This window comes from Pantoea sp. PSNIH1 (assembly GCF_007680655.1).
Taxonomy (GTDB): Bacteria; Pseudomonadota; Gammaproteobacteria; order Enterobacterales; family Enterobacteriaceae; genus Pantoea; species Pantoea eucrina.
Genome location: NZ_VEIP01000013.1, coordinates 1 through 25,609, shown reverse-complemented (window position 1 = coordinate 25,609; position 25,609 = coordinate 1). Strand labels below are relative to the sequence as shown.

Annotated in this window: 45 protein-coding genes and 1 pseudogene; 6 read left to right on the top strand and 40 right to left on the bottom strand. The window is 52.1% G+C overall.

All coding sequences use genetic code 11. The features are described 5' to 3' along the window. The first annotated feature begins 233 nt into the window (after positions 1 to 233). The gene (locus FS690_RS17950; protein WP_039380747.1) at positions 234 to 788 is read left to right on the top strand and encodes a gamma carbonic anhydrase family protein; all 555 of its coding nucleotides are present in this window, start codon (positions 234 to 236) and stop codon (positions 786 to 788) included. Here FS690_RS17950 and FS690_RS17945 read toward each other — a convergent pair. Genes FS690_RS17945 through dprA form a run of 6 tightly spaced genes read right to left on the bottom strand, consistent with a single transcriptional unit; the run spans position 764 to position 4,551 of the window. Continuing rightward, entirely contained in the window at positions 764 to 1,012 is a 249-nt protein-coding gene (locus FS690_RS17945) for a DUF1488 domain-containing protein (RefSeq protein WP_071668691.1), read from the bottom strand. The two genes, FS690_RS17950 and FS690_RS17945, sit on opposite strands and share 25 nt — an antisense overlap. After that, a complete protein-coding gene (aroE, locus tag FS690_RS17940) occupies positions 1,009 to 1,827 on the bottom strand; it encodes a shikimate dehydrogenase (protein WP_104086158.1) in 819 nt (272 codons plus the stop codon). The genes FS690_RS17945 and aroE overlap by 4 nt, the downstream gene beginning before the upstream one ends. A gap of 3 nt (positions 1,828 to 1,830) precedes the next feature. Beyond that, positions 1,831 to 2,406 (bottom strand): L-threonylcarbamoyladenylate synthase type 1 TsaC, encoded by a 576-nt coding sequence (gene tsaC / locus FS690_RS17935; RefSeq protein WP_039380753.1) that lies wholly within the window; start codon positions 2,404 to 2,406, stop codon positions 1,831 to 1,833. Between the two features lie 2 nt (positions 2,407 to 2,408). Beyond that, complete coding sequence (locus FS690_RS17930; RefSeq protein WP_039385655.1) at positions 2,409 to 2,957, bottom strand: type I DNA topoisomerase; 549 nt, start codon at positions 2,955 to 2,957, stop codon at positions 2,409 to 2,411. A gap of 24 nt (positions 2,958 to 2,981) precedes the next feature. Further along, on the bottom strand, positions 2,982 to 3,455 hold the full coding sequence (gene smg, locus FS690_RS17925) for a DUF494 family protein Smg (protein WP_145340195.1): 474 nt from the start codon (positions 3,453 to 3,455) through the stop codon (positions 2,982 to 2,984). Beyond that, positions 3,427 to 4,551 carry a DNA-protecting protein DprA gene (dprA, locus tag FS690_RS17920; RefSeq protein ID WP_145340193.1) on the bottom strand — a complete coding sequence of 375 codons (1,125 nt, stop codon included), beginning with the start codon at positions 4,549 to 4,551 and terminating at the stop codon, positions 3,427 to 3,429. Before dprA ends, smg begins: the two co-directional genes overlap by 29 nt. 113 nt (positions 4,552 to 4,664) lie before the next feature. Here dprA and def point away from each other — a divergent pair, with 113 nt between their 5' ends. The 5 genes from def to mscL all read left to right on the top strand — a co-directional run bounded on the left by def (position 4,665) and on the right by mscL (position 9,407). Further along, complete coding sequence (gene def, locus FS690_RS17915) at positions 4,665 to 5,177, top strand: peptide deformylase (protein ID WP_039380757.1); 513 nt, start codon at positions 4,665 to 4,667, stop codon at positions 5,175 to 5,177. A gap of 21 nt (positions 5,178 to 5,198) precedes the next feature. Continuing rightward, positions 5,199 to 6,143, top strand: coding sequence for a methionyl-tRNA formyltransferase (fmt, locus tag FS690_RS17910; RefSeq protein ID WP_145340191.1), 945 nt, complete (start codon positions 5,199 to 5,201; stop codon positions 6,141 to 6,143). A 46-nt stretch (positions 6,144 to 6,189) separates the two neighbouring features. After that, positions 6,190 to 7,476 carry a 16S rRNA (cytosine(967)-C(5))-methyltransferase RsmB gene (rsmB, locus tag FS690_RS17905; protein WP_039380762.1) on the top strand — a complete coding sequence of 429 codons (1,287 nt, stop codon included), beginning with the start codon at positions 6,190 to 6,192 and terminating at the stop codon, positions 7,474 to 7,476. A gap of 31 nt (positions 7,477 to 7,507) precedes the next feature. Further along, on the top strand, positions 7,508 to 8,884 hold the full coding sequence (gene trkA / locus FS690_RS17900; protein ID WP_039380765.1) for a Trk system potassium transporter TrkA: 1,377 nt from the start codon (positions 7,508 to 7,510) through the stop codon (positions 8,882 to 8,884). Between the two features lie 112 nt (positions 8,885 to 8,996). Then, positions 8,997 to 9,407, top strand: a complete 411-nt coding sequence (gene mscL / locus FS690_RS17895; RefSeq protein ID WP_039380768.1) for a large-conductance mechanosensitive channel protein MscL — start codon at positions 8,997 to 8,999, stop codon at positions 9,405 to 9,407. Positions 9,408 to 9,424: 17 nt separating this feature from the next. Here the strand turns inward: mscL and FS690_RS17890 are convergent, their stop codons facing one another. From FS690_RS17890 to FS690_RS17725, 34 genes and pseudogenes are all read right to left on the bottom strand, one after another. Continuing rightward, on the bottom strand, positions 9,425 to 9,643 hold the full coding sequence (locus FS690_RS17890) for an alternative ribosome-rescue factor A (protein WP_039380772.1): 219 nt from the start codon (positions 9,641 to 9,643) through the stop codon (positions 9,425 to 9,427). A gap of 31 nt (positions 9,644 to 9,674) precedes the next feature. Beyond that, a complete protein-coding gene (gene zntR, locus FS690_RS17885) occupies positions 9,675 to 10,133 on the bottom strand; it encodes a Zn(2+)-responsive transcriptional regulator (RefSeq protein ID WP_039380774.1) in 459 nt (152 codons plus the stop codon). A 1-nt stretch (position 10,134) separates the two neighbouring features. Next, positions 10,135 to 10,506 carry a DUF1992 domain-containing protein gene (locus tag FS690_RS17880; protein ID WP_039380777.1) on the bottom strand — a complete coding sequence of 124 codons (372 nt, stop codon included), beginning with the start codon at positions 10,504 to 10,506 and terminating at the stop codon, positions 10,135 to 10,137. Between the two features lie 105 nt (positions 10,507 to 10,611). Beyond that, positions 10,612 to 10,998, bottom strand: coding sequence for a 50S ribosomal protein L17 (gene rplQ, locus FS690_RS17875; RefSeq protein ID WP_003850180.1), 387 nt, complete (start codon positions 10,996 to 10,998; stop codon positions 10,612 to 10,614). A gap of 40 nt (positions 10,999 to 11,038) precedes the next feature. Next, complete coding sequence (rpoA, locus tag FS690_RS17870; protein ID WP_007891688.1) at positions 11,039 to 12,028, bottom strand: DNA-directed RNA polymerase subunit alpha; 990 nt, start codon at positions 12,026 to 12,028, stop codon at positions 11,039 to 11,041. 25 nt (positions 12,029 to 12,053) lie between these two features. Further along, positions 12,054 to 12,674, bottom strand: coding sequence for a 30S ribosomal protein S4 (gene rpsD / locus FS690_RS17865; protein WP_039380782.1), 621 nt, complete (start codon positions 12,672 to 12,674; stop codon positions 12,054 to 12,056). A gap of 33 nt (positions 12,675 to 12,707) precedes the next feature. Then, on the bottom strand, positions 12,708 to 13,097 hold the full coding sequence (gene rpsK, locus FS690_RS17860; protein ID WP_004160563.1) for a 30S ribosomal protein S11: 390 nt from the start codon (positions 13,095 to 13,097) through the stop codon (positions 12,708 to 12,710). A 16-nt stretch (positions 13,098 to 13,113) separates the two neighbouring features. Next, entirely contained in the window at positions 13,114 to 13,470 is a 357-nt protein-coding gene (gene rpsM / locus FS690_RS17855) for a 30S ribosomal protein S13 (RefSeq protein ID WP_039380785.1), read from the bottom strand. A 146-nt stretch (positions 13,471 to 13,616) separates the two neighbouring features. Then, complete coding sequence (gene rpmJ / locus FS690_RS17850; RefSeq protein ID WP_004160566.1) at positions 13,617 to 13,733, bottom strand: 50S ribosomal protein L36; 117 nt, start codon at positions 13,731 to 13,733, stop codon at positions 13,617 to 13,619. Between the two features lie 32 nt (positions 13,734 to 13,765). Next, the gene (gene secY, locus FS690_RS17845; RefSeq protein ID WP_039380787.1) at positions 13,766 to 15,097 is read right to left on the bottom strand and encodes a preprotein translocase subunit SecY; all 1,332 of its coding nucleotides are present in this window, start codon (positions 15,095 to 15,097) and stop codon (positions 13,766 to 13,768) included. 7 nt (positions 15,098 to 15,104) lie between these two features. Then, entirely contained in the window at positions 15,105 to 15,539 is a 435-nt protein-coding gene (gene rplO / locus FS690_RS17840) for a 50S ribosomal protein L15 (RefSeq protein WP_039380790.1), read from the bottom strand. Between the two features lie 3 nt (positions 15,540 to 15,542). Next, on the bottom strand, positions 15,543 to 15,722 hold the full coding sequence (gene rpmD / locus FS690_RS17835) for a 50S ribosomal protein L30 (RefSeq protein WP_039380794.1): 180 nt from the start codon (positions 15,720 to 15,722) through the stop codon (positions 15,543 to 15,545). 5 nt (positions 15,723 to 15,727) lie between these two features. Next, positions 15,728 to 16,228 (bottom strand): 30S ribosomal protein S5, encoded by a 501-nt coding sequence (rpsE, locus tag FS690_RS17830; RefSeq protein ID WP_013510759.1) that lies wholly within the window; start codon positions 16,226 to 16,228, stop codon positions 15,728 to 15,730. Between the two features lie 14 nt (positions 16,229 to 16,242). Further along, the gene (rplR, locus tag FS690_RS17825; RefSeq protein ID WP_013510760.1) at positions 16,243 to 16,596 is read right to left on the bottom strand and encodes a 50S ribosomal protein L18; all 354 of its coding nucleotides are present in this window, start codon (positions 16,594 to 16,596) and stop codon (positions 16,243 to 16,245) included. Between the two features lie 9 nt (positions 16,597 to 16,605). Beyond that, positions 16,606 to 17,139 carry a 50S ribosomal protein L6 gene (gene rplF, locus FS690_RS17820; RefSeq protein WP_039380801.1) on the bottom strand — a complete coding sequence of 178 codons (534 nt, stop codon included), beginning with the start codon at positions 17,137 to 17,139 and terminating at the stop codon, positions 16,606 to 16,608. Between the two features lie 13 nt (positions 17,140 to 17,152). Further along, the gene (gene rpsH / locus FS690_RS17815; protein ID WP_065648467.1) at positions 17,153 to 17,545 is read right to left on the bottom strand and encodes a 30S ribosomal protein S8; all 393 of its coding nucleotides are present in this window, start codon (positions 17,543 to 17,545) and stop codon (positions 17,153 to 17,155) included. Between the two features lie 32 nt (positions 17,546 to 17,577). Beyond that, the gene (rpsN, locus tag FS690_RS17810) at positions 17,578 to 17,883 is read right to left on the bottom strand and encodes a 30S ribosomal protein S14 (protein WP_039380805.1); all 306 of its coding nucleotides are present in this window, start codon (positions 17,881 to 17,883) and stop codon (positions 17,578 to 17,580) included. Positions 17,884 to 17,897: 14 nt separating this feature from the next. Beyond that, entirely contained in the window at positions 17,898 to 18,437 is a 540-nt protein-coding gene (gene rplE, locus FS690_RS17805) for a 50S ribosomal protein L5 (RefSeq protein ID WP_013510763.1), read from the bottom strand. Between the two features lie 14 nt (positions 18,438 to 18,451). Next, positions 18,452 to 18,766, bottom strand: a complete 315-nt coding sequence (gene rplX, locus FS690_RS17800; RefSeq protein WP_021508218.1) for a 50S ribosomal protein L24 — start codon at positions 18,764 to 18,766, stop codon at positions 18,452 to 18,454. A 10-nt stretch (positions 18,767 to 18,776) separates the two neighbouring features. Continuing rightward, positions 18,777 to 19,148: a 50S ribosomal protein L14 gene (gene rplN / locus FS690_RS17795; protein WP_038629760.1), complete on the bottom strand. Its 372-nt coding sequence runs from the start codon at positions 19,146 to 19,148 to the stop codon at positions 18,777 to 18,779. A gap of 168 nt (positions 19,149 to 19,316) precedes the next feature. Beyond that, positions 19,317 to 19,571, bottom strand: coding sequence for a 30S ribosomal protein S17 (gene rpsQ / locus FS690_RS17790; protein WP_010618568.1), 255 nt, complete (start codon positions 19,569 to 19,571; stop codon positions 19,317 to 19,319). Then, positions 19,571 to 19,759 (bottom strand): 50S ribosomal protein L29, encoded by a 189-nt coding sequence (gene rpmC / locus FS690_RS17785; RefSeq protein ID WP_021508217.1) that lies wholly within the window; start codon positions 19,757 to 19,759, stop codon positions 19,571 to 19,573. Before rpmC ends, rpsQ begins: the two co-directional genes overlap by 1 nt. Then, the gene (gene rplP / locus FS690_RS17780) at positions 19,759 to 20,169 is read right to left on the bottom strand and encodes a 50S ribosomal protein L16 (protein WP_002438716.1); all 411 of its coding nucleotides are present in this window, start codon (positions 20,167 to 20,169) and stop codon (positions 19,759 to 19,761) included. Before rplP ends, rpmC begins: the two co-directional genes overlap by 1 nt. Positions 20,170 to 20,181: 12 nt before the next feature. Beyond that, positions 20,182 to 20,880: a 30S ribosomal protein S3 gene (gene rpsC / locus FS690_RS17775; RefSeq protein WP_009087585.1), complete on the bottom strand. Its 699-nt coding sequence runs from the start codon at positions 20,878 to 20,880 to the stop codon at positions 20,182 to 20,184. Between the two features lie 17 nt (positions 20,881 to 20,897). Beyond that, the gene (rplV, locus tag FS690_RS17770) at positions 20,898 to 21,230 is read right to left on the bottom strand and encodes a 50S ribosomal protein L22 (RefSeq protein ID WP_007891659.1); all 333 of its coding nucleotides are present in this window, start codon (positions 21,228 to 21,230) and stop codon (positions 20,898 to 20,900) included. Between the two features lie 13 nt (positions 21,231 to 21,243). Continuing rightward, on the bottom strand, positions 21,244 to 21,522 hold the full coding sequence (gene rpsS / locus FS690_RS17765; RefSeq protein ID WP_001138115.1) for a 30S ribosomal protein S19: 279 nt from the start codon (positions 21,520 to 21,522) through the stop codon (positions 21,244 to 21,246). Positions 21,523 to 21,538: 16 nt separating this feature from the next. Next, a complete protein-coding gene (gene rplB / locus FS690_RS17760; protein WP_039380813.1) occupies positions 21,539 to 22,360 on the bottom strand; it encodes a 50S ribosomal protein L2 in 822 nt (273 codons plus the stop codon). 17 nt (positions 22,361 to 22,377) lie between these two features. After that, on the bottom strand, positions 22,378 to 22,680 hold the full coding sequence (gene rplW / locus FS690_RS17755) for a 50S ribosomal protein L23 (RefSeq protein ID WP_039380816.1): 303 nt from the start codon (positions 22,678 to 22,680) through the stop codon (positions 22,378 to 22,380). Continuing rightward, entirely contained in the window at positions 22,677 to 23,282 is a 606-nt protein-coding gene (gene rplD, locus FS690_RS17750; protein ID WP_039380819.1) for a 50S ribosomal protein L4, read from the bottom strand. The genes rplW and rplD overlap by 4 nt, the downstream gene beginning before the upstream one ends. 10 nt (positions 23,283 to 23,292) lie before the next feature. Further along, on the bottom strand, positions 23,293 to 23,919 hold the full coding sequence (rplC, locus tag FS690_RS17745) for a 50S ribosomal protein L3 (protein ID WP_071668687.1): 627 nt from the start codon (positions 23,917 to 23,919) through the stop codon (positions 23,293 to 23,295). A gap of 32 nt (positions 23,920 to 23,951) precedes the next feature. After that, the gene (gene rpsJ, locus FS690_RS17740) at positions 23,952 to 24,263 is read right to left on the bottom strand and encodes a 30S ribosomal protein S10 (protein ID WP_006120582.1); all 312 of its coding nucleotides are present in this window, start codon (positions 24,261 to 24,263) and stop codon (positions 23,952 to 23,954) included. Positions 24,264 to 24,571: 308 nt separating this feature from the next. Next, complete coding sequence (gene bfr, locus FS690_RS17735) at positions 24,572 to 25,054, bottom strand: bacterioferritin (RefSeq protein ID WP_039380825.1); 483 nt, start codon at positions 25,052 to 25,054, stop codon at positions 24,572 to 24,574. Between the two features lie 103 nt (positions 25,055 to 25,157). After that, positions 25,158 to 25,352 carry a bacterioferritin-associated ferredoxin gene (gene bfd / locus FS690_RS17730; RefSeq protein WP_039380828.1) on the bottom strand — a complete coding sequence of 65 codons (195 nt, stop codon included), beginning with the start codon at positions 25,350 to 25,352 and terminating at the stop codon, positions 25,158 to 25,160. Positions 25,353 to 25,535: 183 nt separating this feature from the next. Beyond that, a pseudogene (locus FS690_RS17725) lies at positions 25,536 to 25,609 on the bottom strand (elongation factor Tu); the annotation flags it as partial.

The window sequence follows — 25,609 nt, the reverse complement described above, 5'->3', positions numbered from 1 at the left end:
GGGGTGAATCGCTTCACGCCCTGCTGAGCCCGTCTGCGTTGCCGCTTTGCCGTCTCAGTGGTGGCGCATTATAGGGATCCGAATTTTTTGCACAACCCCTTTTTTCGATCTTTTTTACTGAGTGGCGAGTTTCTGTTCTTTTCGCTGCGATCGCGAGCGATCCGGTTAAATTTCACCTTGTTCAGCACTGCATTTAGCTGCACGCTGGGAATAATTGATAAAGGAGAAAGATCATGTCTGTAGCCCTGCGCCCTTATAAGTACTCTTTTCCGCAAACCGGCGAGCGTGTCATGGTAGATAGCAGCAGCGTTGTTGTGGGTGATGTTCGATTAGATGATGATGTCAGTATCTGGCCGCTGGTCGCGATCCGCGGTGATGTTAATCACGTCATCATTGGTAAAAGAAGCAATATACAGGATGGCAGCGTTCTGCACGTCACGCATAAGTCAGCCACCAATCCCCAGGGATATCCTTTACTGATTGGCGAAGATGTGACGGTCGGGCATAAGGCGATGCTGCATGGCTGTACTATCGGCGATCGCGTGCTGGTCGGCATGGGCTCAATCGTACTGGACGGGGCCATTGTTGAAGAGGATGTCATGATTGGGGCGGGCAGCCTGGTCCCCCCCGGCAAGCGTCTCGTCAGCGGCTATCTCTATTTAGGTAGTCCGGTGAAACAGATTCGCCCGCTTACTGAAGCTGAAATTGCCGGCCTGCTTTACTCATCCGGCAATTACGTCAAATGGAAAGATGATTATCTGAATCAGGAGAGCCAGACCCAGCCCTGATCGCTGATCGCATCCGTCAGAATAAGCTTTTCAGCTTCCTCTTCTATATCCCAGCGATGTGCGCAGAACAGCGCCATCGCCTCTCCTTCACCAAAACGCGCATGAAGCGCGGGCTGAGAAATAGCACAGGTGATTCCCATCCCATTTACCAGAGCAGGAAAGATGACTGCCTGCTGCTGCCGATCCCAGCTTTCCCGTTCAGGAAAATGAATCGCCTGATTCATGGCTGCATGGCTCGCTTTAGTGTATCGATCACCGGCGTAATCTCCGGCATGACACCGTGCCAGAGCTGAAAAGCGTGTGCAGCCTGTCCCACCAGCATGCCCGTGCCATCCGCCACGACGTCAGCGCCCTTCTGCTGGCACCATAGAAGAAAAGGCGTCAGGCCCGGTTGGTAAAACATGTCATAGCAGCGTACCCCGCGCTCAATCAGCGTGGCAGGTAAAGGTGGGATGTCGCCTGCAACACCGCTGGAGGTGGCATTGATGATCAAATCAAAAGCGTGTGCACTGAGCCGGGCAAAGTTTACTGCCTCAATCTCTCCGCAGTGACTAAACTGTTGCGCCAGCTCTTCAGCACGGCTGGCGGTGCGGTTTACCACCACCAGCGAGCAGCCGGCGGCAAGCAGAGGCTGGATCACACCGCGCGCAGCCCCCCCTGCACCGACCAGCAGGATCCGATCGCCTGGCTGGATCATCTCCAGCCTTTGCAGATCGCTGAGCAGGCCGATCCCGTCGGTGTTATCTCCGAAAAGCGAGCCATCACTTCTCTTATGCAGCGTATTCACTGCGCCAGATAGCCTGGCGCGCTCGCTCAGCGCATCAGCCAGCGACCACGCCTGCTGTTTAAACGGCAGGGTCACGTTAGCCCCCCTCCCCGCCGCAGCGAAAAAGGCACGCAGCGTCTGCGGAAAAGCATCCAGCGGCGCGCAGATTTGACCATAGCTGTGAGCTATACCGGTTTGCCGGGCAAATTCGCGATGAATAAAGGGGGACTTACTGTGCGCAATCGGATGGCCAAAAACGGCAAAGTTTTCCATCTGTCAGCCCTGGCGAATCAGTTCACCGCTGAGCACATCGCGGATTTCTGAAGGGTTAAGACGCCCTCCGGTGGCTGCCTGCAGCACCGGAAACGCAACGCCAAACTGCTCAGTGACTTCAGCAGCGGTGCGACAGGGCGGCATGCCGGTCAGGTTTGCGCTGGTAGAGACCAGCGGTTTGCCAAAACCACGGCATAATGCCTGAACGTCAGAGTGATTACTGACGCGGATCGCCAGTGAATTGAAACGCCCCGTCAGCCAGCGTGGTGTGCTGGATCGCGCCGGCACCACCCAGGTTACCGGACCAGGCCAGGAGGCAAACATGCGTTCGCGCTGCTCCGCTGTCAGTTGCTCATCGTCAATATAGGGCGTCAGCTGAGTATAGTCAGCGGCAATCAGGATCAATCCTTTCTCAACCGGCCGTTGTTTCAGCTGCAGCAGCGCCATTACCGCACGTTCGCTGTCAGGGTCGCAGCCAAGGCCAAATACGGCTTCGGTGGGATAAGCGATTACGCACTGCTGTTTTAGCTGCTCAATGCAAAAGTCAGCGCTTCCTGGAATAGATTGAGACTGGTTCATGATTACTCTTCTTCCGGCACAACGGGCTTGCCGCAGCGTTTACTGGCGCAGAAACGCCTGACGCCCTGTGCAGTTTTCTTTTCTATTAGTAAGGGGAACTGGCAGTGTGGACACGTACCGTCAACCGGCGTGGCGTTAATAGCAAACTGACACTCAGGATAGCGATCGCAGGCGTGAAACGTTTTGCCATAGCGCGAGCGCCGCTGTACCAGTTTACCGCTGGCACACTGCGGACAGGCAATAGTTGTCACATCAGGTTTATCAACGGCTTCCGTATAGTGGCACTCCGGATAACCGCTGCAGCTGATAAACATGCCAAACCGTCCCTGACGCAGTACTTTGTCTGCACCACACTGCGGGCAGGCATGCCCTTCCAGCACCTTGACGATATGGCCATCCGCCTGATTTTTCATCGGCCGGATATAGTCGCAGGCGGGATAGTTACTACAGCCCAGAAACGGGCCCGTTTTGCCAGAACGTATGACTAATTCTGCCCCGCACGCGGGGCAGGGTTCCTGTTTACGCACGCTAAACAGCGCTGATTTATTCATATTACCCGGGGTATTCATTACAGATTAATGCAGCATACCTTCATTGACGTCGAATAACAGTTCTTCCATTTGCTGATAGGCATTTTCGCATCCCGGAATATTAAACAGCACCATCAGCACCACCCATTTCAGATCCTGCAGATCGAACTCCAGCGTATCAAGCGCCATAACCCGTTCGATAACCATTTCCCGCGTTTCCATGTTCAGTACCTGAATCTGCTCAAGGAACAGCACGAAACCGCGACACTCTGCATCTAAACGCTGGCTCTCTTGCTCAGTGTAGATACGCATAGAGAGAGGATCGTTTGCCAGTAATACCGGTGCGACCAGCCCCTCCTGGTAATCCGCCAGCCGTTCAAGCCAGTTCAGCGCATTGTAGATATCTTCACGGTGAAAACCGGCGTCAGTTAGATCATCAGTGAGTTTATCCTGATCAACGCGCATCTCAGCTTCGTTATGAATATAGGTTTCAAACAAGTACATAAGTACGTCGAACATGGCATGCCCTCCTCAATCGGACATAGCCGCCGGGTACAGCTGCGATCCATCCTGCTAACTCCAGTTCGAGCAATTGTGCAGCGATGACTGGCACAGGTTGGCCGGCACGTTCAGCGACGACGTCAACAGGTGTAACCTCATCACCTACGTTAGCCAACGCGCTGAGAAATGGCAATGGAACATCGTCACTGAGTTGTGAATATATTGTGTCCGATTGGTTTACGGGCAGCCACTGCAGCGTAGAGTGCAAATCCTCCAGAATATTATTGGGATGAGCAACCAGCAGTGCGCCCTGCTGTATCAGCCAGTGCACGCCTTCACTGCCGGCGTTACCCAGCGCTCCGGGCAGCGCATAAACATTGCGGTTTTGCTCAAGTGCATAACGCGCCGTCACCAGCGAACCGCTTTTCAGCGACGCCTCTACCACCAGCACGCCATAGCTTAAGCCACTGATAATGCGGTTACGTCGCGGGAAGTTCACGCCATGTGGCGCACACGTCAGCGGCAGTTCAGAAATAAGCGCACCGCCGTGGCTGATTATGTCGCAGGCCAGCGCCTGATGCTGCTTTGGATAGAGACACTGTAATCCACTGCCCAGTACCGCCAGCGTCTTTCCTCCGGCAGCCAGCGCGGCACGATGCGCAATACCATCAATACCGCGCGCCAGTCCGCTGGTAATAGCCAGACCACTTACAGCCAGCTGCTGCGTAAACCACTCTCCCCACTCTTTCCCGTAAAGTGAGCAGTTGCGGCTGCCGACCACGGCAAGCTGAGGCTGAGTAAGCGCTGCTGCATCGCCAGCGACAAACAGCGCGGTCGGGTAGCGCGCGGTCTCTTTGAGCCGCTCCGGATAACGAGCATCTGTGCAGTCAATCAGGCTATGCTGCGGCTGCTCCAGCCACGCCAGTGTGTTATCACGCTGGCGTGGGCACAGCGTCAGGTAGTGCTGCCGCTGTTGTTCACTCATTCCCTGAGCGCGCAGCCACTCATCATCCACTCTGTCAGCAGCCTTTAACGCCGTCATAAAGCGGTGCGCTTTGTGACCGCTCAGGCCCCGTACGTTTGCTGCTCTGAGCACTCTTTCCAGCTTTTCCATTTTGCCTTCCATGACCGCCGTGTCTGTGCCGTGCAATGCTGTCAATCGGGCCCTGAAAAGTCTACAATATGAACCAGTAATCTTTTCTTTAACGCATATAGATCTGGATATTTATGTCAGTTTTGCAGGTATTACATTTTCCTGACGATCGCCTTCGCAAAATTGCTGCACCGGTTGCAGCAGTTGACGCCGGGGTTCAGCGTATCGTCGATGATATGTTTGAAACGATGTATGCCGAAGAAGGCATCGGCCTGGCGGCTACACAGGTTGATATCCACCAGCGTATTATCGTTATCGATGTCTCTGAAAATCGTGACGAGCGCCTGGTGCTTATCAATCCGGAGCTGCTGGAAAAAAGTGGCGAGACCGGTATCGAGGAAGGCTGCCTTTCTATTCCGGAACAGCGTGCATTTGTGCCGCGCGCCGAGCGCGTTAAAGTTCGCGCACTGGATCGTGACGGTAACAGCTTTGAACTGGAAACGGATGGCCTGCTGGCAATCTGTATTCAGCATGAGATTGACCATCTGGACGGCAAGCTGTTTATCGATTATCTGTCACCGCTGAAACGCCAGCGTATTAAACAGAAACTGGAAAAACTGGCTCGCCAGAATACCCGCGCATCCTGAGAGCGAACAGAAGGCTAAATTGTGTCTGCACCGTTGAAAATTATTTTTGCCGGTACACCTGACTTTGCAGCGCGTCACCTTGACGCGCTGCTTGCATCTGAGCATCAGGTAACCGGCGTCTTTACCCAGCCCGATCGTCCTGCCGGACGCGGCAACAAACTCACTCCCGGCCCGGTAAAAGTGTTAGCCCAGACGCACGGTATACCGGTTTTTCAGCCCAAATCACTCAGGCCGGAAGAGAACCAGCAGCTGGTAGCCGATCTGCAGGCAGATATCATGGTCGTTGTGGCCTATGGGCTGATTCTGCCACAGGCAGTGCTTTCAATGCCCCGGCTCGGTTGCGTGAACGTTCACGGCTCGCTGCTGCCACGCTGGCGCGGCGCGGCGCCGATCCAGCGCGCGCTCTGGGCTGGCGATAGCGAAACCGGTGTGACCATTATGCAGATGGATGCAGGCCTCGACACAGGCGATATGCTGCTCAAACTCAACTGCCCGATTGGTCCGGACGATACCAGCGCTTCGCTTTACAATCGCCTGGCTGAACTGGGACCGCAGGGCCTGCTGCAAACGCTAACTATGCTGGCGACCAACCGTGCACAGCCTGAGGTACAGGATAACGCTCTGGCGAACTACGCTGAAAAGCTCAGCAAAGAGGAAGCCCGGCTGGACTGGACGCTGCCGGCGGCGCAGCTGGAGCGCTGCATCCGTGCCTTTAATCCCTGGCCGGTAAGCTATTTTCTTATCGATGATCAACCGGTAAAAGTCTGGCAGGCAACGGTGTTACCGCATCAGGATAAACAGCCGGGCGAAATCCTGCACGCCGATAAGCAGGGCATTCAGATCGCAACCGCGGATGGTGTCTTAAACCTGTTATCCCTGCAGCCAGCTGGCAAAAAACCCATGTCAGCCCAGGACCTGCTCAACTCACGTCGCGAATGGTTCACTCCCGGAACCGTTCTGGCCTGATCCTGTTGCCCGGTACGCGCCGGGCCCAACTGCCTGATGAAATACTATGAAAAAAGCGACTAACCTGCGCAGCCTGGCGGCGCAACTGATCGAACGTGTGGTGGATAAAGGCGAATCGCTCAGCGCTATCCTTCCTGCCGCGCAAAAAACCGTGGCGGACAAAGATGGCGCCCTGCTGCAGGAGTTATGCTTTGGTGTGACGCGCACATTACCTCAGCTGGAAGCGCTGATCGGCAAGCTGATGGAGCGCCCGTTAACCGGTAAACAGCGCGTGCTGCACTACCTGATTATGGTCGGCCTTTATCAGCTGCTTTATACGCGTATCCCGCCGCATGCCGCGCTGGCGGAAACTGTTGCCGGCGCAGAAGTCCTTAAGCGGGCTAACCTGAAAGGGCTGCTGAATGGCGTGTTACGCCAGTTTCAGCGTCAGCAGGAGAGCCTGCTGGCAGAAGTGGATCAGGCACCGCAACGCTATCTGCATCCTGGCTGGTTACTGAAACGTCTTCAGCACGCCTGGCCGCAGCAGTGGCAGGCGATCACCGAGGCCAACAATCAGCGTCCGCCAATGTGGTTGCGCGTCAATCGCCAGCATCATACGCGTGATGCCTGGCTGGCATTGCTGAATCAGGCGGACAAAAATGGCATCTGCGGCGATGCGCCGGATGCTGTACGTCTGGAATCACCAGCGCCTGTAAGCCAGCTGCCGGGTTTTGAGCAGGGATGGGTTACGGTTCAGGATCTCTCCGCGCAGCGTTGTGCTCTGCTGCTCGAACCTCAGCCAGGCGAACATATACTGGATCTCTGTGCAGCGCCGGGCGGTAAAACCACACATATTCTGGAAGTGGCCCCACAGGCCAGTGTGATGGCAGTTGATATTGATGAGCAGCGCCTGAGCCGCGTGCGGGAAAACCTGCTGCGCCTGAACATGACTGCAGAAGTGCGTCAGGGCGATGGCCGTACGCCTGCCGCCTGGTGTAACGATCTGACATTTGACCGTATCCTGCTTGATGCGCCCTGTTCTGCAACCGGCGTGATACGTCGCCATCCTGATATCAAATGGCTGCGCCGCGATCGGGATATTGCGGAGCTGGCAGCACTGCAGCGTGAAATCCTTAATGCCATCTGGCCGCGTCTGAAATCAGGCGGCACGCTGCTGTATGCGACCTGTTCAGTATTGCCGGAAGAGAACCATGAGCAAATCCGCACGTTTCTTGCCGACCATGATGATGCCATCGCGGTGCCGCTGCCGCAGGGGGATGAATATGGCTGGCAGGTATTCCCGCACGCTGACGGCGGTGACGGCTTTTTCTACGCTAAGCTGATAAAAAAATAGTGCGGCGCACGCTAATGAGAGCAACAGAGCGATGAAAATTATTATCCTCGGAGCCGGTCAGGTTGGCGGTACGCTGGCAGAGAATCTGGTGGGTGAAAACAATGACATCACCGTGGTAGACAGCGACCCTTCACGTTTACGCGTGTTGCAGGACAAATTTGACCTGCGCGTTGTCCACGGCCACGGTTCTCATCCGCGTGTCCTGCGTGAAGCGGGCGCAGAAGATGCCGATATGCTGGTTGCCGTAACCAGTTCGGACGAAACCAATATGATCGCCTGTCAGATAGCTTACTCGCTGTTTAATACGCCAAACCGTATTGCGCGTATTCGTGCAGCGGACTATCTGCGCGATGGCGATAAATTATTTACGCCGGAAGCGGTGCCGATTGACCACTTAATCTCTCCTGAACAGCTGGTTATCGACAATATCTATCGTCTTATCCAGTATCCTGGCGCACTTCAGGTGGTCAATTTTGCGGAAGGGAAAGTAAGCCTTGCCGTGGTTAAAGCCTATTATGGCGGCCCGCTGGTCGGCAATCCGCTCTCTATCATGCGTGAGCATATGCCACACATCGATACGCGGGTTGCGGCTATTTTTCGTCAGGATCGCCCTATTCGTCCGCAGGGGTCAACCATTGTTGAAGCGGGTGATGAAGTGTTCTTCATTGCTGCCAGTCAGCACATTCGCGCCGTAATGAGCGAGATGCAGCGGCTGGAAAAGCCTTACAAACGCATCATGCTGGTAGGCGGGGGCAACATCGGTTTTGGTCTTGCGCAGCGGCTGGAAAAACATTACAGCGTTAAACTTATCGAGCGTAATCAGCAGCGCGCCGCTGAACTGGCAGAAAACCTGCAGGACACCATCGTATTTTATGGTGACGCCTCCGATCAGGAGCTGCTGGCTGAAGAGCATGTGGATCAGGTTGATCTTTTTATTGCCGTGACCAATGACGATGAAGCCAACATTATGTCAGCCATGCTGGCTAAAAAGATGGGGGCGAAAAAAGTCATGGTGCTGATACAGCGTCGCGCCTATGTTGACCTGGTGCAGGGCAGCGTAATAGACATCGCCATCTCACCACAGCAGGCCACTATTTCTGCCCTGCTGAGCCACGTACGCAAGGCGGATATTGTGGGCGTTTCGTCACTGCGCCGCGGCATTGCAGAAGCCATTGAAGCGATTGCACATGGCGACGAGAGCACGTCACGCGTGGTTGGCCGGCAGATTGAAAATATTAAATTGCCGCCCGGCACGCTAATTGGCGCCATTGTGCGCGGTGATGAGGTGATTATTGCTAATGCAAACGTCAGAATCGAACAGGGTGATCATGTGATCATGTTTCTGACAGACAAAAAATTTGTTCCGGATGTAGAGCGACTGTTTCAGCCCAGCCCGTTTTTCCTCTGATAATCGCTGGACTGCCTCTCCCTTCGCGGCCTCGCTTTAATGCGCTGCAATAATGGAAAATGCGCTAAGGTTTGTTAGACTTTATCGATTGGCTTAGGCAAGGGAGATAACCATGAGTTTATTCAAAGAGTTTCGCGATTTCGCCATGCGTGGCAACGTAGTGGACCTGGCAGTCGGTGTCGTGATCGGTGCTGCGTTTGGTAAAATTGTTTCATCATTAGTGGCGAATATCATCATGCCTCCGCTGGGCCTGCTGATTGGCGGCGTGGACTTTAAGCAGTTCAGATGGGTGCTGAAACCGGCAGAGGGTGATGTTCCTGCTGTGGTGATGGAGTATGGTAATTTTATCCAGACCGTATTTGATTTTGTCATTATTGCATTCGCGATTTTCATGGCGATTAAAGTAATGAACAAACTCTATACCAAAAAAGAAGTAGAGAAGCCGGCACCGAAGCCTTCCAGCGAAGAAGTACTGCTCACGGAAATCCGTGATTTGCTGAAGCAGCAGAATACAAAGATCTGATAAAAAAGCCGCCTGACTCAGGCGGCTTTTTTTATGCCATAGCAGAAGGCCAGTGATAAACAGTGTTGCTTATCGCTGGCCTCCCGCTGCTGTCCCTTTGCATGCTTCTCTTTACGACGATAGCTGCCCTTACCTTTCTGGTTACGCTCGATCCGCTGACGATAAAGCGGGTCATGCAGTAACGCCTCCAGCGCATTATCATTGATGATCCCTTTGCGATGCTGATAGTGACTCATACCTTTCTCCTGATAAATTTCGGGGGTAACTTTACTCTTTTTGTCCGGCGTTGCAATCTTTACCGCAGCACGCTTCTGGCTGCGGATCGTTGCCTGTCTCCAGCGCTTCAAGAATAGAACAGCAGGCGGAGCTGTGTTGCTCGCCGCAGCAGGTTTGCGCCAGCCGCTGCAGTGAACGCTGAATGATCTGCAGTTCAGCGATAACATGATCAACCTCTTCCAGCCTGCTGGCCACGATCGCTTTTGACTCCTGACAGGTGTGATGATCGGGTTCGATCCTGATCGACAGTAATCCCCGAATCGCTTCCAGAGTAAAACCAAGCTGACGTCCGTAGCGAATGAACCGCAGACGCTGCAGATCTTTATCGCTGTAAAGACGAAAGCCGCCTCCGGTGCGCATTCTGTGCTCCATCAGCTGCTGCTTTTCATAAAAACGAATGGTGTCCGGCGTAACTTCCGCAAGCCGGGCGAGTTGACCAATGCGATACACGCTATTCACCCTGCTTAAGACGTTGAGCAATATCAGCACGATAACGGCTGTATAAAAATTCGGTGCTCAGGCCAGCCTGCTGCAGTTTACTTTCAAGGAGAATGAGGCGCCGGGTAATTTCAGCGTGAGAAGGTTCTTCTGCATCAAGCGTCTGCAACAGCTTGTGCAGTTCAAGCGCCTCTTTCCGGGCTTCAAGCTCAGGCGGAAGATAGCCGGCATTCTTTAACAGACGATACGCGGTACGCAGTTCAGGGGGAACTGCGCTGTCATCATCCAGCTGTAACGGCGCACCCTCACCAGGAAGGTTGCTTAGTTCACCTTTTGCCTGAGCTTCACGAATGTGCTGTTCCGCCAGTTGATCGATTAACCACATAGCGCTCTCCTGTCGATATCTGTCAATGACTCAGGAAATCATAGCGGATGACAAATTTCAGGCAATAAAAAACCCGCCGGAGCGGGTTTTCTACGATACTGCAGATTACTCTGCAGCAGCTTCTGCTTGAGCTTCTGGACGATCAACCAGCTCGATGTAAGCCATCGGAGCGTTGTCACCAGCACGGAAGCCACACTTCAGAATACGAGTGTAACCACCGGCACGGCTCGCGAAACGCGGGCCCAGCTCGTTAAACAGTTTTGCCACGATCTCGTTATCACGAGTGCGGGCGAATGCCAGACGACGATTAGCTACGCTGTCGGTCTTGGCAAGAGTAATCAGCGGCTCAACTACGCGACGCAGTTCTTTGGCTTTCGGCAGAGTCGTTTTAATGATCTCATGACGAACCAGAGAACCAGCCATGTTGCGGAACATAGCCTGACGATGGCTGCTGTTGCGGTTCAGTTGACGACCACTCTTACGATGGCGCATGACCTTATCCTTCTCAGTGAAACCTTAACCTGTGATCGGGTTATTCATCAGCGATGCTTGCTGGTGGCCAGTTTTCCAGGCGCATGCCCAGAGACAGACCACGCGAAGCGAGCACATCTTTAATCTCAGTAAGAGATTTTTTACCGAGGTTAGGCGTTTTAAGCAGCTCAACCTCAGTACGCTGTACCAGATCACCGATGTAGTGGATAGCTTCTGCCTTAAGGCAGTTAGCAGAGCGGACAGTCAATTCCAGATCGTCAACAGGGCGCAGCAGGATCGGATCGAATTCTGGTTTCTCTTCTTTCACTTCCGGCTGACGTACGTCACGTAAATCAACGAAAGCTTCCAGTTGTTCTGCCAGGATGGTGGCCGCACGACGAATCGCCTCTTCAGGATCGATTGTGCCGTTGGTTTCCATTTCGATGACCAGCTTGTCCAGGTCGGTGCGCTGCTCTACACGCGCTGCTTCAACATTGTAGGCGATACGGTCTACAGGGCTGTAGCAAGCGTCGACCAGCAGGCGGCCGATTGGGCGCTCATCTTCTTCCGAATGAATTCGGGCAGACGCCGGCACATAACCACGACCACGCTGAACTTTGATACGCATGCTAATAGATGCGTTTTCATCGGTCAGATGGCAGATCACATGCTGCGGCTTGACGATTTCGACATCACCATCATGGGTGATGTCGGCTGCAGTCACAGGGCCAATGCCAGATTTATTCAAAGTAAGGATGACTTCATCTTTACCCTGAACTCTTACCGCCAGCCCTTTCAGGTTGAGCAGGATTTCCAGGATATCTTCCTGAACGCCCTCTTTGGTGGAGTACTCGTGCAGCACGCCATCAATTTCAACCTCGGTCACCGCGCAACCCGGCATGGAAGAAAGCAGAATACGGCGCAGTGCGTTACCAAGAGTATGGCCAAAGCCACGCTCTAATGGTTCAAGGGTCACCTTGGCGTGCGTCGAACTCACTTGCTCGATATCTACCAGGCGCGGTTTTAGAAACTCTGTCACAGAACCCTGCATTGTGTCCTCTCTTTGGTACTAAGCTTTACTTAGAGTAAAGCTCGACGATCAGGTGTTCGTTAATGTCCGCAGACAGATCAGTACGCTCAGGCATACGCTTGAACACACCTTCCATCTTGGTCGCATCAACTTCCAGCCAGGTTGGCTTTTCACGCTGCTCAGCCAGCTCCAGAGCGGCCTTCACGCGAGATTGCTTTTTGGCTTTCTCACGGATGCTTACGACATCATTCGGAGATACCTGATAAGAAGCGATGTTAACAACGCGGCCATTTACCAGAATAGATTTGTGGCTAACCAGCTGACGTGCTTCTGCACGAGTGGCGCCAAAGCCCATACGGTAAACTACGTTATCCAGACGACCTTCCAGCAGAGCTAACAGGTTTTCACCGGTGTTGCCTTTCAGACGTGCTGCTTCTTTATAGTAGTTACGGAACTGACGCTCCAGCACGCCGTACATACGACGAACTTTCTGCTTTTCACGTAACTGACCGCCGTAATCAGACAGACGCGGTTTACGCGCACCATGCTGACCAGGGGCTTGTTCAATTTTGCACTTGGAATCAATCGCGCGGACGCCAGACTTAAGGAATAAGTCGGTACCCTCGCGACGGCTCAGCTTGAGCTTAGGACCCAAATATCTTGCCATTTTCTTTCTCCAACTAACCTAAAAAACGGGGCGTTATACGCGACGTTTTTTCGGCGGACGACAACCGTTGTGAGGGATCGGAGTCACATCAGTAATATTCGTGATGCGGAAACCAGCAGCGTTCAGAGCACGAATCGTAGATTCGCGGCCTGGACCTGGACCCTTAACCATAACTTCCAGGTTCTTAATACCGTAATCTTTTACCGCTTCTGCACAGCGCTCTGCAGCGACCTGAGCAGCGAATGGAGTAGATTTACGTGAACCGCGGAAACCGGAACCACCGGCGGTTGCCCAACCCAGCGCGTTACCCTGACGATCGGTAATGGTTACGATGGTGTTGTTAAAAGACGCATGGACATGAGCCACGCCATCTGAGACTTGTTTTCTTACACGCTTACGTGCACGAACTGGTGCCTTTGCCATTATTTACTCACCCCGATTATTTCTTGATCGGTTTACGCGGACCCTTACGGGTACGTGCGTTGGTCTTAGTACGCTGACCGCGAACCGGCAGACCACGACGATGGCGTAAACCACGGTAGCAACCAAGGTCCATAAGACGCTTGATGCTCAGGGTGATTTCACGGCGCAGATCACCTTCAACAACGAATTTACCAACTGCTTCACGCAGCTGATCAATCTGTTCTTCAGACAGCTCACTGATCTTAACATTTTCAGCAATGCCCGTTTCAACGCAGATAGCTTTGGAACGAGTTTTGCCGATACCGAAGATCGAAGTTAATGCGATAACGGTATGTTTATGATCAGGAATGTTAATGCCTGCTATACGGGCCACTATGCACTCCTATAATTAAATAAATGCGAACCATGCTGAAAAGCCCGTTTTCAGGATACTCAAATGGAAACGCATCGACATACAAAAGATTGGCTGGCTAATCTAGCCAGCTCAACCCGACTTTGCAAGAAAAATATGTGACTTAATCAGCCCTGGCGCTGTTTATGCTTAGGCTCGGCGCTGCAGATCACACGTACGACACCGTCGCGACGAATGATTTTGCAGTTACGACATAATTTCTTGACGGAAGCACGAACTTTCATTTTTACTCTCCGTAACTTCTCAAGCTACTGAATTAACGGCCATAGCCTTTCAGGTTAGCTTTTTTCAATGCAGACTCATACTGACTAGACATCATCAGAGTTTGCACTTGAGCCATAAAGTCCATGATGACGACCACTACAATCAGCAGTGAAGTACCGCCGAAGTAGAAGGGAACCTTCATGGCATCACGCATGAACTCCGGGATCAGGCAGATAAAAGTAATATACAGCGCACCGATTAAGGTGAGTCGTGTCATAACTTTATCGATATACTTCGCCGTTTGCTCTCCCGGACGAATTCCCGGTACGAATGCACCAGACTTCTTCAGGTTATCTGCTGTTTCACGCGGGTTAAACACCAACGCCGTATAGAAGAAACAGAAGAAGATGATTGCAGTCGCATAGAGTAGCACATAAAGCGGCTGTCCTGGCTGCAAATACAGCGAAATTGTTGTCAGCCAGTTCCAACCACTACCGCTCCCGAACCAGGATGCTATCGTTGCCGGGAACAGAATAATGCTGGAAGCGAAGATAGCTGGAATGACACCTGCCATATTCACTTTCAACGGTAAATGTGTGCTCTGTGCAGCATATACACGACGCCCCTGCTGACGCTTAGCGTAGTTGACCACGATACGACGCTGGCCACGCTCAACGAAAATAACAAAGAACGTCACTGCAAATACAAGAACTGCAACCAACAGCAACAGAAGAAAGTGCAGGTCGCCTTGCCGCGCTTGCTCGATGGTATGGCCAATGGCCGGCGGAAGACCCGCAACAATACCTGCGAAGATAATGATTGAGATACCGTTACCGATACCTCGTTCAGTAATCTGTTCGCCCAGCCACATCAGGAACATTGTCCCGGTAACCAGACTCACAACAGCGGTAAAGTAGAATGCGAAGCCCGGATTTAACACCAGGCCCTGCATTCCTGGCATATTCGGCAGACCGGTAGCGATACCGATCGACTGAAATATGGCCAAAACCAGGGTGCCATAGCGGGTGTACTGGCTAATCTTACGACGGCCAGCCTCACCCTCTTTCTTAATCTCTGCCAGGGCGGGATGAACCACCGTCAGCAGCTGGATAATAATAGAGGCCGAAATATACGGCATAATACCCAGCGCGAAGATTGAGGCACGACTGAGAGCACCACCAGAGAACATGTTGAACATTTCAATGATGGTGCCACGCTGTTGCTCAAGCAGTTTGGCAAGTACAGTGGCATCGATACCGGGGATTGGAATAAAAGAGCCAATGCGGAAGACAATCAGTGCACCGATTACAAACAATAGTCTGCGCTTCAGTTCACCAAAGCCCCCTTTGGCGCTTTGAAAATCTAATCCCGGTTGCTTTGCCATCTGCTACTTATTCCTCGATTTTACCGCCAGCAGCTTCGATTGCAGCACGAGCACCTTTGGTGACACGCAGTCCACGAATCGTTACCGGTGTAGTAACTTCACCAGACAGAATCACTTTCGCGAATTCAATCTGAACACCGATGATGTTGGCTGCTTTCAGCGTGTTCAGGTCAACAATACCGCCTTCCACTTTCGCCAGATCAGACAGACGAACTTCAGTCGTCACGAATGATTTGCGTGAAGTGAAGCCGAACTTCGGCAGACGACGGTACAGAGGCATCTGACCACCCTCGAAACCACGACGTACGCCACCGCCAGAACGTGAGTTCTGACCTTTGTGACCACGACCGCCGGTTTTGCCGAGGCCAGAACCGATACCACGACCCAGACGCTTGGAAGCGTGTTTAGACCCTTCGGCCGGAGACAGAGTGTTTAAACGCATCTCTTACTCCTCCACTTTCAGCATGTAGGAAATCGCGTTGACCATACCGCGTACAGCAGGCGTGTCTTCACGCTCAACGGTGTGACCAATACGACGCAGACCCAGGCCAATCAGAGTGGCTTTGTGCTTAGGCAGGCGGCCGATTGAACTGCGGGTTTGTGTAATTTTAATAGTCTTAGCCATCGTGATTACCCCAGAATTTCTTCAACGGATTTACCACGCTTGGCAGCGACCATTTCCGGAGATTTCATATTGCCCAGACCATCAATAGTTGCACGAACCACGTTAATCGGGTTGGTGGAACCATATGCTTTAGCCAGAACGTTATGAACTCCAGCGACTTCCAGGACGGCGCGCATTGCACCACCGGCGATGATACCGGTACCTTCAGAAGCCGGCTGCATGAACACACGAGAACCCGTGTGCGCACCTTTTACAGGGTGCTGCAGGGTGCCGTGAGTCAGCGCGACGTTAATCATATTGCGACGGGCTTTTTCCATCGCTTTCTGGATCGCTGCTGGAACTTCACGCGCTTTACCGTAACCAAAACCCACGCGGCCGTTGCCATCACCCACTACAGTCAGTGCGGTGAAGGAGAAAATACGACCACCTTTCACAGTTTTAGAAACACGGTTTACCGCGATCAATTTTTCCTGCAGTTCGCCAGCTTGTTTCTCGATGTGTGCCATCTTAGACCTCTACCTTAGAACTGAAGGCCAGCTTCACGAGCAGCATCTGCAAGTGCCTGGACGCGACCATGATATTGGAACCCGGAACGATCGAAAGAAACATCTTTGATGCCTTTTTCGATAGCGCGCTCAGCCAGAGCTTTACCTACAGCTGCAGCGGCGTCTTTGTTACCGGTATACTTCAGTTGTTCAGCGATAGCTTTTTCTACAGTAGAAGCAGCAACCAGAACTTCGGAACCGTTCGGGGCGATTACCTGTGCGTAAATGTGACGCGGGGTACGATGTACCACCAGGCGAGTAGCACCCAGCTCTTTGAGCTTGCGACGTGCACGGGTCGCACGACGGATACGAGCAGATTTCTTATCCATAGTGTTACCTTACTTCTTCTTAGCCTCTTTGGTACGCACGACTTCGTCGGCGTAACGAACACCCTTGCCTTTATAAGGCTCAGGACGACGGTAGGCGCGCAGATCAGCTGCAACCTGTCCGATAACCTGCTTATCAGCGCCTTTCAGCACGATTTCAGTTTGAGTCGGACATTCAGCAGTGATGCCGGCCGGCAGTGCATGTTCAACAGGGTGAGAGAAGCCCAGGGCCAGACTCACAGAGTTGCCTTTAACAGCTGCACGATAACCAACACCAACCAGTTGCAGCTTCTTAGTGAAGCCGTCGGTAACACCGATAACCATGCCGTTCAGCAGTGCACGAGCAGTACCTGCCTGTGCCCAACCATCCGCATAACCTTTGCGTGGAGCAAAAGTCAGGGTGTTGTCTTCCTGCTTGATTTCAACAGCATTGTTGATAGTACGAGTCAGCTCGCCGTTTTTGCCTTTGATCGAAACTTCCTGACCGTTGAGTTTTACCTCTACGCCGGCAGGAATAACGACAGGTGCTTTTGCAACACGAGACATTTTATTCCTCCGATTACGCTACGTAGCAGATAATTTCGCCACCAAGACCAGCCTGGCGCGCTGCACGATCAGTCATGACACCTTTAGAGGTAGAAATTACAGCAATACCCATACCAGCCATCACTTTTGGCAGCTCATCTTTTCTTTTATAGATGCGCAGACCAGGACGGCTAACACGTTGAATGCTTTCTACAACAGCTTTACCCTGGAAATACTTAAGAGTCAGTTCCAGTTCCGGCTTGATGTCGCCTTCGATTTTAAAATCTTCAATATAGCCTTCTTCCTTCAGCACGTTGGCAATTGCCACTTTCAGCTTGGAGGAAGGCATAGAGACCGCAACTTTGTTCGCGGCCTGACCGTTACGGATACGGGTCAGCATATCCGCGATCGGATCTTGCATGCTCATCTGTGTTACTCCCGTGATTCAAATGGTGACAATTACCAGCTAGCCTTTTTAAGACCCGGGATTTCACCGCGCATAGCGGCTTCACGGACCTTGATACGGCTCAACCCAAACTTCCGCAGGAAACCGTGCGGACGACCTGTCTGACGGCAGCGGTTACGCTGACGGGAAGGGCTGGAATCACGCGGCAGACTCTGCAGCTTGAGAACGGCATTCCAACGATCTTCGTCAGATGCGTTCACATCAGAAATGATTGCTTTCAGCTCAACGCGTTTTGCGAAGAACTTGTCTGCTAATTTCACACGCTTAACTTCGCGTGCTTTCATAGATTGCTTAGCCATTAAGTAACCCTACCTTACTTGCGGAACGGGAAGTCAAAGGCAGCCAGCAGTGCACGGCCTTCATCATCAGATTTCGCAGTAGTGGTAATGGTAATATCCAAACCACGAACGCGATCGACTTTGTCGTAGTCGATTTCTGGGAAGATGATCTGCTCACGTACGCCCATGCTGTAGTTACCACGACCGTCGAAAGACTTCGCAGAAAGACCGCGGAAGTCACGAATACGTGGTACAGCAATAGTGATCAGACGCTCAAAGAACTCCCACATGCGTTCGCCACGCAGAGTTACTTTACAGCCGATCGGATAGCCCTGACGGATTTTGAAGCCTGCAACTGATTTGCGTGCTTTGGTGATCAGCGGTTTTTGACCGGAGATTGCTGCCAGATCGGCTGCTGCGTTATCCAGCAGTTTCTTGTCAGCGATCGCTTCACCAACACCCATGTTCAGGGTGATCTTCTCGACCCGAGGGACTTGCATGACAGAATTGTAGCCAAACTCTGTCATGAGTTTCTGGACTACTTCGTCTTTGTAGTAATCATGCAGTTTCGCCATCGTACTACTCCAAATTACTTGATAGTTTCGCTGTTAGACTTGAAGAAACGGACTTTTTTGCCGTCTTCGAATCTAAAGCCTACACGGTCAGCCTTGCCGGTTGCCGCATTGAAGATTGCAACGTTAGAAACCTGAATTGCAGCTTCTTTTTCAACGATGCCACCTGGCTGGTTCAGAGCCGGAACCGGCTTCTGGTGTTTCTTAACCAGGTTGATACCTTCAACGATGACTTTACCAGAAGTCAGGACGTTCTTTACTTTACCGCGCTTACCTTTGTCTTTACCGGTAAGAACAATAACTTCGTCGTTACGACGGATTTTAGCTGCCATTGCTCGCTCCTTAGAGTACTTCTGGTGCCAGAGAGATAATTTTCATGAACTTTTCATTGCGAAGTTCACGAGTTACCGGCCCAAAAATACGCGTTCCGATTGGCTGCTCACTGTTATTGTTCAGAATAACGCATGCATTGCCATCGAAGCGAATGACAGAACCGTCCGGGCGACGAACACCCTTCCTGGTGCGCACCACTACCGCTTTCAGGACATCACCTTTTTTCACCTTGCCACGAGGAATTGCTTCCTTGATGGTCACTTTGATGATATCGCCGACGCCTGCGTAGCGACGGTGCGAGCCACCCAGAACCTTGATACACATTACGCGACGTGCACCGGAGTTGTCGGCGACGTTCAGCATAGTCTGTTCTTGGATCATTTTAGTGCTCCGCTAATGTCAACTACTACTTCGGGACCCAAACCTCAGGTCGTTAAAAAGCCCCATAATTGAGGGCGCGGCATTATAACACCGGATCTCGCAGATGGGTAGAAAAAATGAACGGCTCGCGAGAGCCGTTCATTTTGTTTTTAGAGGAAACGAATTCTATTACAGAATCGCTTTCTCTACAACGCGAACCAGAGTCCAGGACTTAGTCTTGGAAAGTGGACGGGTTTCGCGGATCTCAACCACGTCACCAATACCACACTCATTGTTCTCGTCATGGATGTGCAGCTTAGTCGTACGTTTGATGAATTTACCGTAGATCGGGTGCTTCACGAAACGTTCGATAGCGACAACAGCAGATTTCTGCATTTTGTCACTAACAACACGACCTTGCAGAGTACGGATTTTATCGGTCATTACGCCGCCTTCTCAGTCAGTAAAGTCTTAACGCGCGCAACATCACGGCGAACTTGCTTCAGCAGATGGGTCTGCTGCAGCTGGCCAGATGCTGCCTGCATGCGCAGGTTAAACTGCTCACGCAGGAGGTTAAGCAGCTCAGTGTTCAGCTCTTCAACGCTTTTTTCACGCAGCTCAGTTGCTTTCATTACATCACCGTCTTAGTTACAAAGGTGGTTTTGATAGGCAGTTTTGCTGCTGCCAGCTTGAAGGCTTCACGGGCCAGCTCTTCCGGTACGCCGTCCATTTCATACAGGACTTTACCAGGCTGAATCAGGGCAACCCAATACTCAACGTTACCCTTACCTTTACCCATACGCACTTCCAGCGGCTTCTCGGTGATCGGTTTGTCCGGGAATACACGGATCCAGATCTTACCTTGACGCTTAACTGCACGGGTCATAGCACGACGTGCTGCTTCGATCTGACGAGCGGTCAGACGACCACGGCCAACAGCTTTCAGACCGAAAGTACCGAAGCTAACATCCGTACCCTGCGCCAGACCGCGGTTACGGCCTTTGTGCACTTTACGGAATTTTGTACGCTTTGGTTGTAACATCAGCGACTCTCCTTACTTACGGCCTTTACGCTGCTGCTTTTTAGGTTGAGCAGCCGGTTCCGGTTGTTCAACAGCAGCCATACCACCCAGGATCTCACCTTTGAAGATCCATACCTTAACGCCGATTACACCATAAGTGGTGTGCGCTTCAGAGGTGTTGTAGTCAATGTCCGCACGCAGAGTGTGCAGCGGTACGCGACCTTCACGATACCATTCGGTACGTGCGATCTCAGCACCACCAAGACGGCCGCTGACTTCAACTTTAATACCTTTAGCGCCCAGACGCATTGCGTTCTGTACAGCACGCTTCATAGCACGACGGAACATCACACGACGCTCCAGCTGTGAAGTGATGCTGTCAGCAACCAATTTAGCGTCCAGTTCCGGTTTACGGACTTCGGCGATATTGATCTGAGCAGGAACGCCAGCGATATTCGCGACGACCGTACGCAGTTTTTCTACGTCTTCACCTTTCTTACCGATAACGATACCCGGGCGAGCGGTGTGAATGGTCACACGGATGCTCTTAGCCGGACGCTCGATAACGATACGAGATACAGACGCTTTAGCCAGTTCTTTAGTCAGGAACTGACGTACTTTAAAATCGCTGTCGAGGTTGTCAGCGAATTCTTTGGTGTTCGCAAACCAGGTAGAGTTCCATGGTTTTACAATACCCAGGCGAATACCATTAGGATGTACTTTCTGACCCATTGCTAGTCTCCAGAGTCTCAGCGATCGGACACAACCACAGTAATGTGGCTGGTGCGCTTCAGGATGCGATCTGCACGACCTTTTGCACGCGGCATAATGCGCTTCATGCTTGGGCCTTCGTCTACGAAAATTTTCGCAACTTTCAGATCGTCGATATCAGCGCCATCGTTGTGTTCGGCGTTAGCAATGGCAGATTCCAGGACTTTCTTAACCAGTACAGCCGCTTTCTTGTTGGTGTAAGTCAGAATATCCAGAGCCTGCGACACTTTCTTACCGCGAATCAGGTCTGCCACCAGGCGAACCTTCTGAGCAGAAGAACGAGCATGGCGATGTTGAGCAATAGTTTCCATCTCTTCCTCCTACTTATTTCTTCTTGGCTTTCTTATCTGCAGCATGGCCGCGATAAGTACGTGTCGGTGCGAATTCGCCCAGCTTGTGACCAACCATTTCGTCGGAAACAAAGACTGGAACGTGCTGACGACCATTATGGACAGCGATGGTCAAACCGATCATGTTAGGGAAGATCGTTGAACGACGGGACCAAGTGCGCAGGGGCTTCTTGTCACCGCTTTCCACCGCTTTCTCTACCTTCTTCAGCAAGTGCAGGTCAATAAAAGGACCTTTCTTGAGAGAACGTGGCATGGCTTATCCTCTAAAATTATTTGCTACGGCGACGTACGATAAATTTATCAGTACGCTTGTTGCTACGGGTCTTCTTACCTTTGGTCTGAACGCCCCACGGTGAAACCGGGTGCTTACCAAAGTTACGACCTTCACCACCACCGTGCGGGTGATCGACTGGGTTCATCGCAGTACCGCGGACGGTAGGACGAACACCGCGCCAACGGGCTGCACCGGCTTTACCCAGAACGCGCAGCATGTGCTCAGCGTTACCGACTTCGCCCAGGGTTGCGCGGCAGTCAGATTCGACTTTACGCATTTCGCCTGAACGCAGACGCAGGGTCACGTAAGAACCTTCACGCGCAACGATCTGCACGTAAGCACCAGCAGAGCGAGCAATCTGACCGCCTTTGCCTGGTTTCATTTCTACGTTATGCACGGTAGAACCAACTGGGATGTTACGCATCGGCAGGGTGTTACCTGCTTTAATCGCAGCATCAACGCCAGACTGAATCTGGTCGCCAGCTTTCAGGCCTTTAGGGGCCAGAATGTAACGGCGCTCGCCATCTTTGTACAGAACCAGTGCGATGTTCGCAGAACGGTTCGGATCGTACTCAAGACGCTCAACAACTGCCGGGATACCATCTTTGTTGCGTTTGAAGTCAACAATACGGTAAGCCTGCTTGTGACCACCACCGATATGACGGGTAGTGATACGACCATTGTTGTTACGACCACCGGATTTGCTGTTTTTTTCAACCAGCGCGGCAAATGGTTTGCCTTTGTGCAGCTCAGGGTTCACCACTTTAACTACGTGGCGACGACCCGGAGATGTCGGTTTACATTTAACAACTGCCATTGTCTTTCTCCTCCGACTTACTCAGCGCCGCCGACGAAGTCCAGGTTCTGGCCTTCCTTCAGGGTAACGTAAGCTTTTTTCCAGTCGTTACGACGACCGATACGCTGTCCGTGACGCTTAACTTTACCCTTAACAACCAGGGTGTTTACGTCTTTAACTTCTACTTCGAACAGTTTCTCAACAGCAGCAACGATCTCTGCTTTGGTCGCATCTTTCGCAACTTTGAGAACGATGGTATTGGTTTTTTCCATCGCGCTTGATGCTTTTTCAGATACGTGCGGCGCGCGCAGTACTTTCAGCAGACGTTCTTCACGGATCATGCCAGCATCTCCTCAACTTGCTTAACTGCTTCAGCAGTCATAACGACTTTGTCGAAGGCGATCAGGCTAACTGGGTCGATACTTGCTGCGTCACGCACGTCAACCTTGTACAGGTTACGCGCAGCCAGGAACAGATTTTCATCCAGTTCACCGGTGATGATCAGCACGTCTTCCAGCGCCATGTCTTTCAGTTTCTGTACCAGCAGCTTGGTTTTCGGTGCTTCTACAGAGAACGACTCGACAACGATCAGACGGTCCTGACGTACCAGCTCGGACAGAATGCTTTTCAGCGCGCCGCGGTACATCTTTTTGTTAACTTTTTGACTGTGGTCCTGTGGACGAGCAGCGAAGGTCACGCCACCTGAACGCCAGATCGGGCTCTTAACAGAACCTGAACGCGCACGGCCGGTACCTTTCTGGCGCCACGGCTTTTTGCCTGAACCAGTTACTTCAGCACGAGTCTTCTGCGCACGAGTACCCTGACGAGCACCTGCGGCATAAGCAACAACAACCTGGTGAACCAGCGCTTCGTTGAAATCACGACCGAAGGTAGTTTCGGAAACAGTCAGCGCGCTCTGCGCGTCTTTCAGTACTAATTCCATTGCTATCCCCTTACGCCTTCACAGCTGGTTTAACAATCAGGTCGCTGCCGGTTGCACCCGGGACAGCACCTTTGACCAGCAGCAGGTTGCGCTCAGCGTCAACACGTACTACTTCCAGGCTCTGAACGGTTACGCGCTCGTTACCCAGCTGACCAGCCATTTTCTTGCCTTTGAACACTTTGCCCGGAGTCTGGTTCTGACCGATAGAACCCGGAACGCGGTGAGACAAGGAGTTACCGTGTGTAGCGTCCTGGGTACGGAAGTTCCAGCGCTTAACGGTACCTGCGAAACCTTTACCTTTAGAGGTACCGGTAACGTCTACTTTTTTAACGTCAGCGAAAATTTCAACACTGATGCTCTGGCCTACGGAGTACTCTTCACCTTCGGTGCGGAATTCCCACAGACCACGGCCAGCTTCAACGCCAGCTTTAGCAAAATGACCTGCTTCCGGCTTGCTCACACGGTTTGCTTTTTTAGCACCGGTGGTAACCTGGATCGCCTGGTAACCATCGTTTTCCAGACCTTTGACCTGGGTAACGCGGTTTGCTTCAACTTCGATTACGGTTACTGGGATTGAAACGCCTTCTTCAGTGAAGATGCGAGTCATGCCCACTTTTTTACCGACTAAACCAATCATTGTATCAACCTCTCAATCGCTCGATGACCTGATTAACCCAGGCTGATCTGCACGTCAACACCGGCAGCCAGATCCAGACGCATCAGAGCATCAACGGTTTTTTCAGTTGGCTCAACGATGTCTACCAGACGCTTGTGAGTGCGGATTTCGTACTGATCACGCGCATCTTTGTTAACGTGCGGAGAGATCAGAACGGTGAAGCGCTCTTTGCGGGTTGGCAGCGGAATTGGACCACGAACCTGCGCACCAGTGCGCTTGGCAGTCTCAACGATTTCCGCGGTTGATTGATCGATCAGACGATGATCAAACGCTTTAAGACGGATACGGATTCTTTGGTTCGACATGAGACCAAGGCTCCAAACATTTTATAAACGAAAAGAATTACTACCCACACCCATTACGATTGATGGGGGAGTGTAATCGTTCAGCATATAACTCCCCAATTGGGAGTATTGTCAGGCGACACACCTAGCACTGTCGCCTGCGATTCTGCTCGAATCGCGCCATACCAATGTCGGCAGGCCGGCGTATTATACGTAATTACGCTCAGGAAGCAACCCGTGCTCTGTTTTTAACCATAAAAATTCAGGCAAAAGAAAACCCGCCGGGCACGACTGCCGGGCGGGTTTACAGAACAGGTATGCGCAGGCCGCTATTCGTCCGCCTTTTCGCTGATTTGCGACTGCAGGTAGTTCTGCAGGCCAATTTTCTGAATCAGATCGAGCTCGGTTTCAAGAAAGTCGATGTGATGCTCTTCATCAGCCAGGATTTCAATCATCATGTCCCGGCTCACGTAGTCGTGAACTTTATCCGCCCAGGCAATGGCTTCACGCAGGTCTTTTGCCCCTTCCAGCTCCAGCTGCAAATCGGACTGCAGCATTTCGGGCACGTCCTCACCTATGCGCAGACGTCCCAGATCCTGCAGATTGGGGATACCTTCGAGAAAGAGAATACGCTCAATGTATTTGTCGGCATGCTTCATCTCATCGATCGATTCGTGGTATTCGATATCGTTGAGGCGCATCAGCCCCCAGTTTTTAAACATGCGCGCATGCAGAAAATACTGGTTAATCGCGACCAGCTCATTTCCAAGCAGTTTGTTGAGATGTGCAATGACTTTGACGTCGCCCTTCATATCACCCCTCCCCTCTTCAGTTAACCAGATAGTAGATGCAGAGAGAAAGAAGTCAAAAAGGCGTGACAGTTTTTGTGGGTATTACGACATTCTGCGCGTAATGTCAGGCGATCTCTTTATAGAGCGGTGCATGCTGCAGTTCATCATCCATGATTTCGCGCGCTGCCCGGATGCATTTACCACACTGCTTCCCGACCGGGACCAGCTGGCGCAGCTGCTGGATCGATTTTGGCTGATAGCGGCGCACTACTTCACGCAGCGTTTTATCACTCACACCATTACACAGACAAACGTACATTTCAGATTCAACTCCGGTACAATTTCTGATCAAAGTGTAAATGAGAATGGTTGCTATTACAACGCAGGGTTTGTAGGGTTATCGATTGGTATGCTGATTTTGACAGGCAAAAAAAAAGAGCACCGAAGTGCTCTTTCTGATTGCTACGGCAGCAGTAAAAAACCGCTGCCGGCGTTAACACAATTAAGCGATAACAGAAGCAACAACGCCCGCGCCAACGGTACGGCCGCCTTCGCGGATTGCGAAGCGCAGACCCT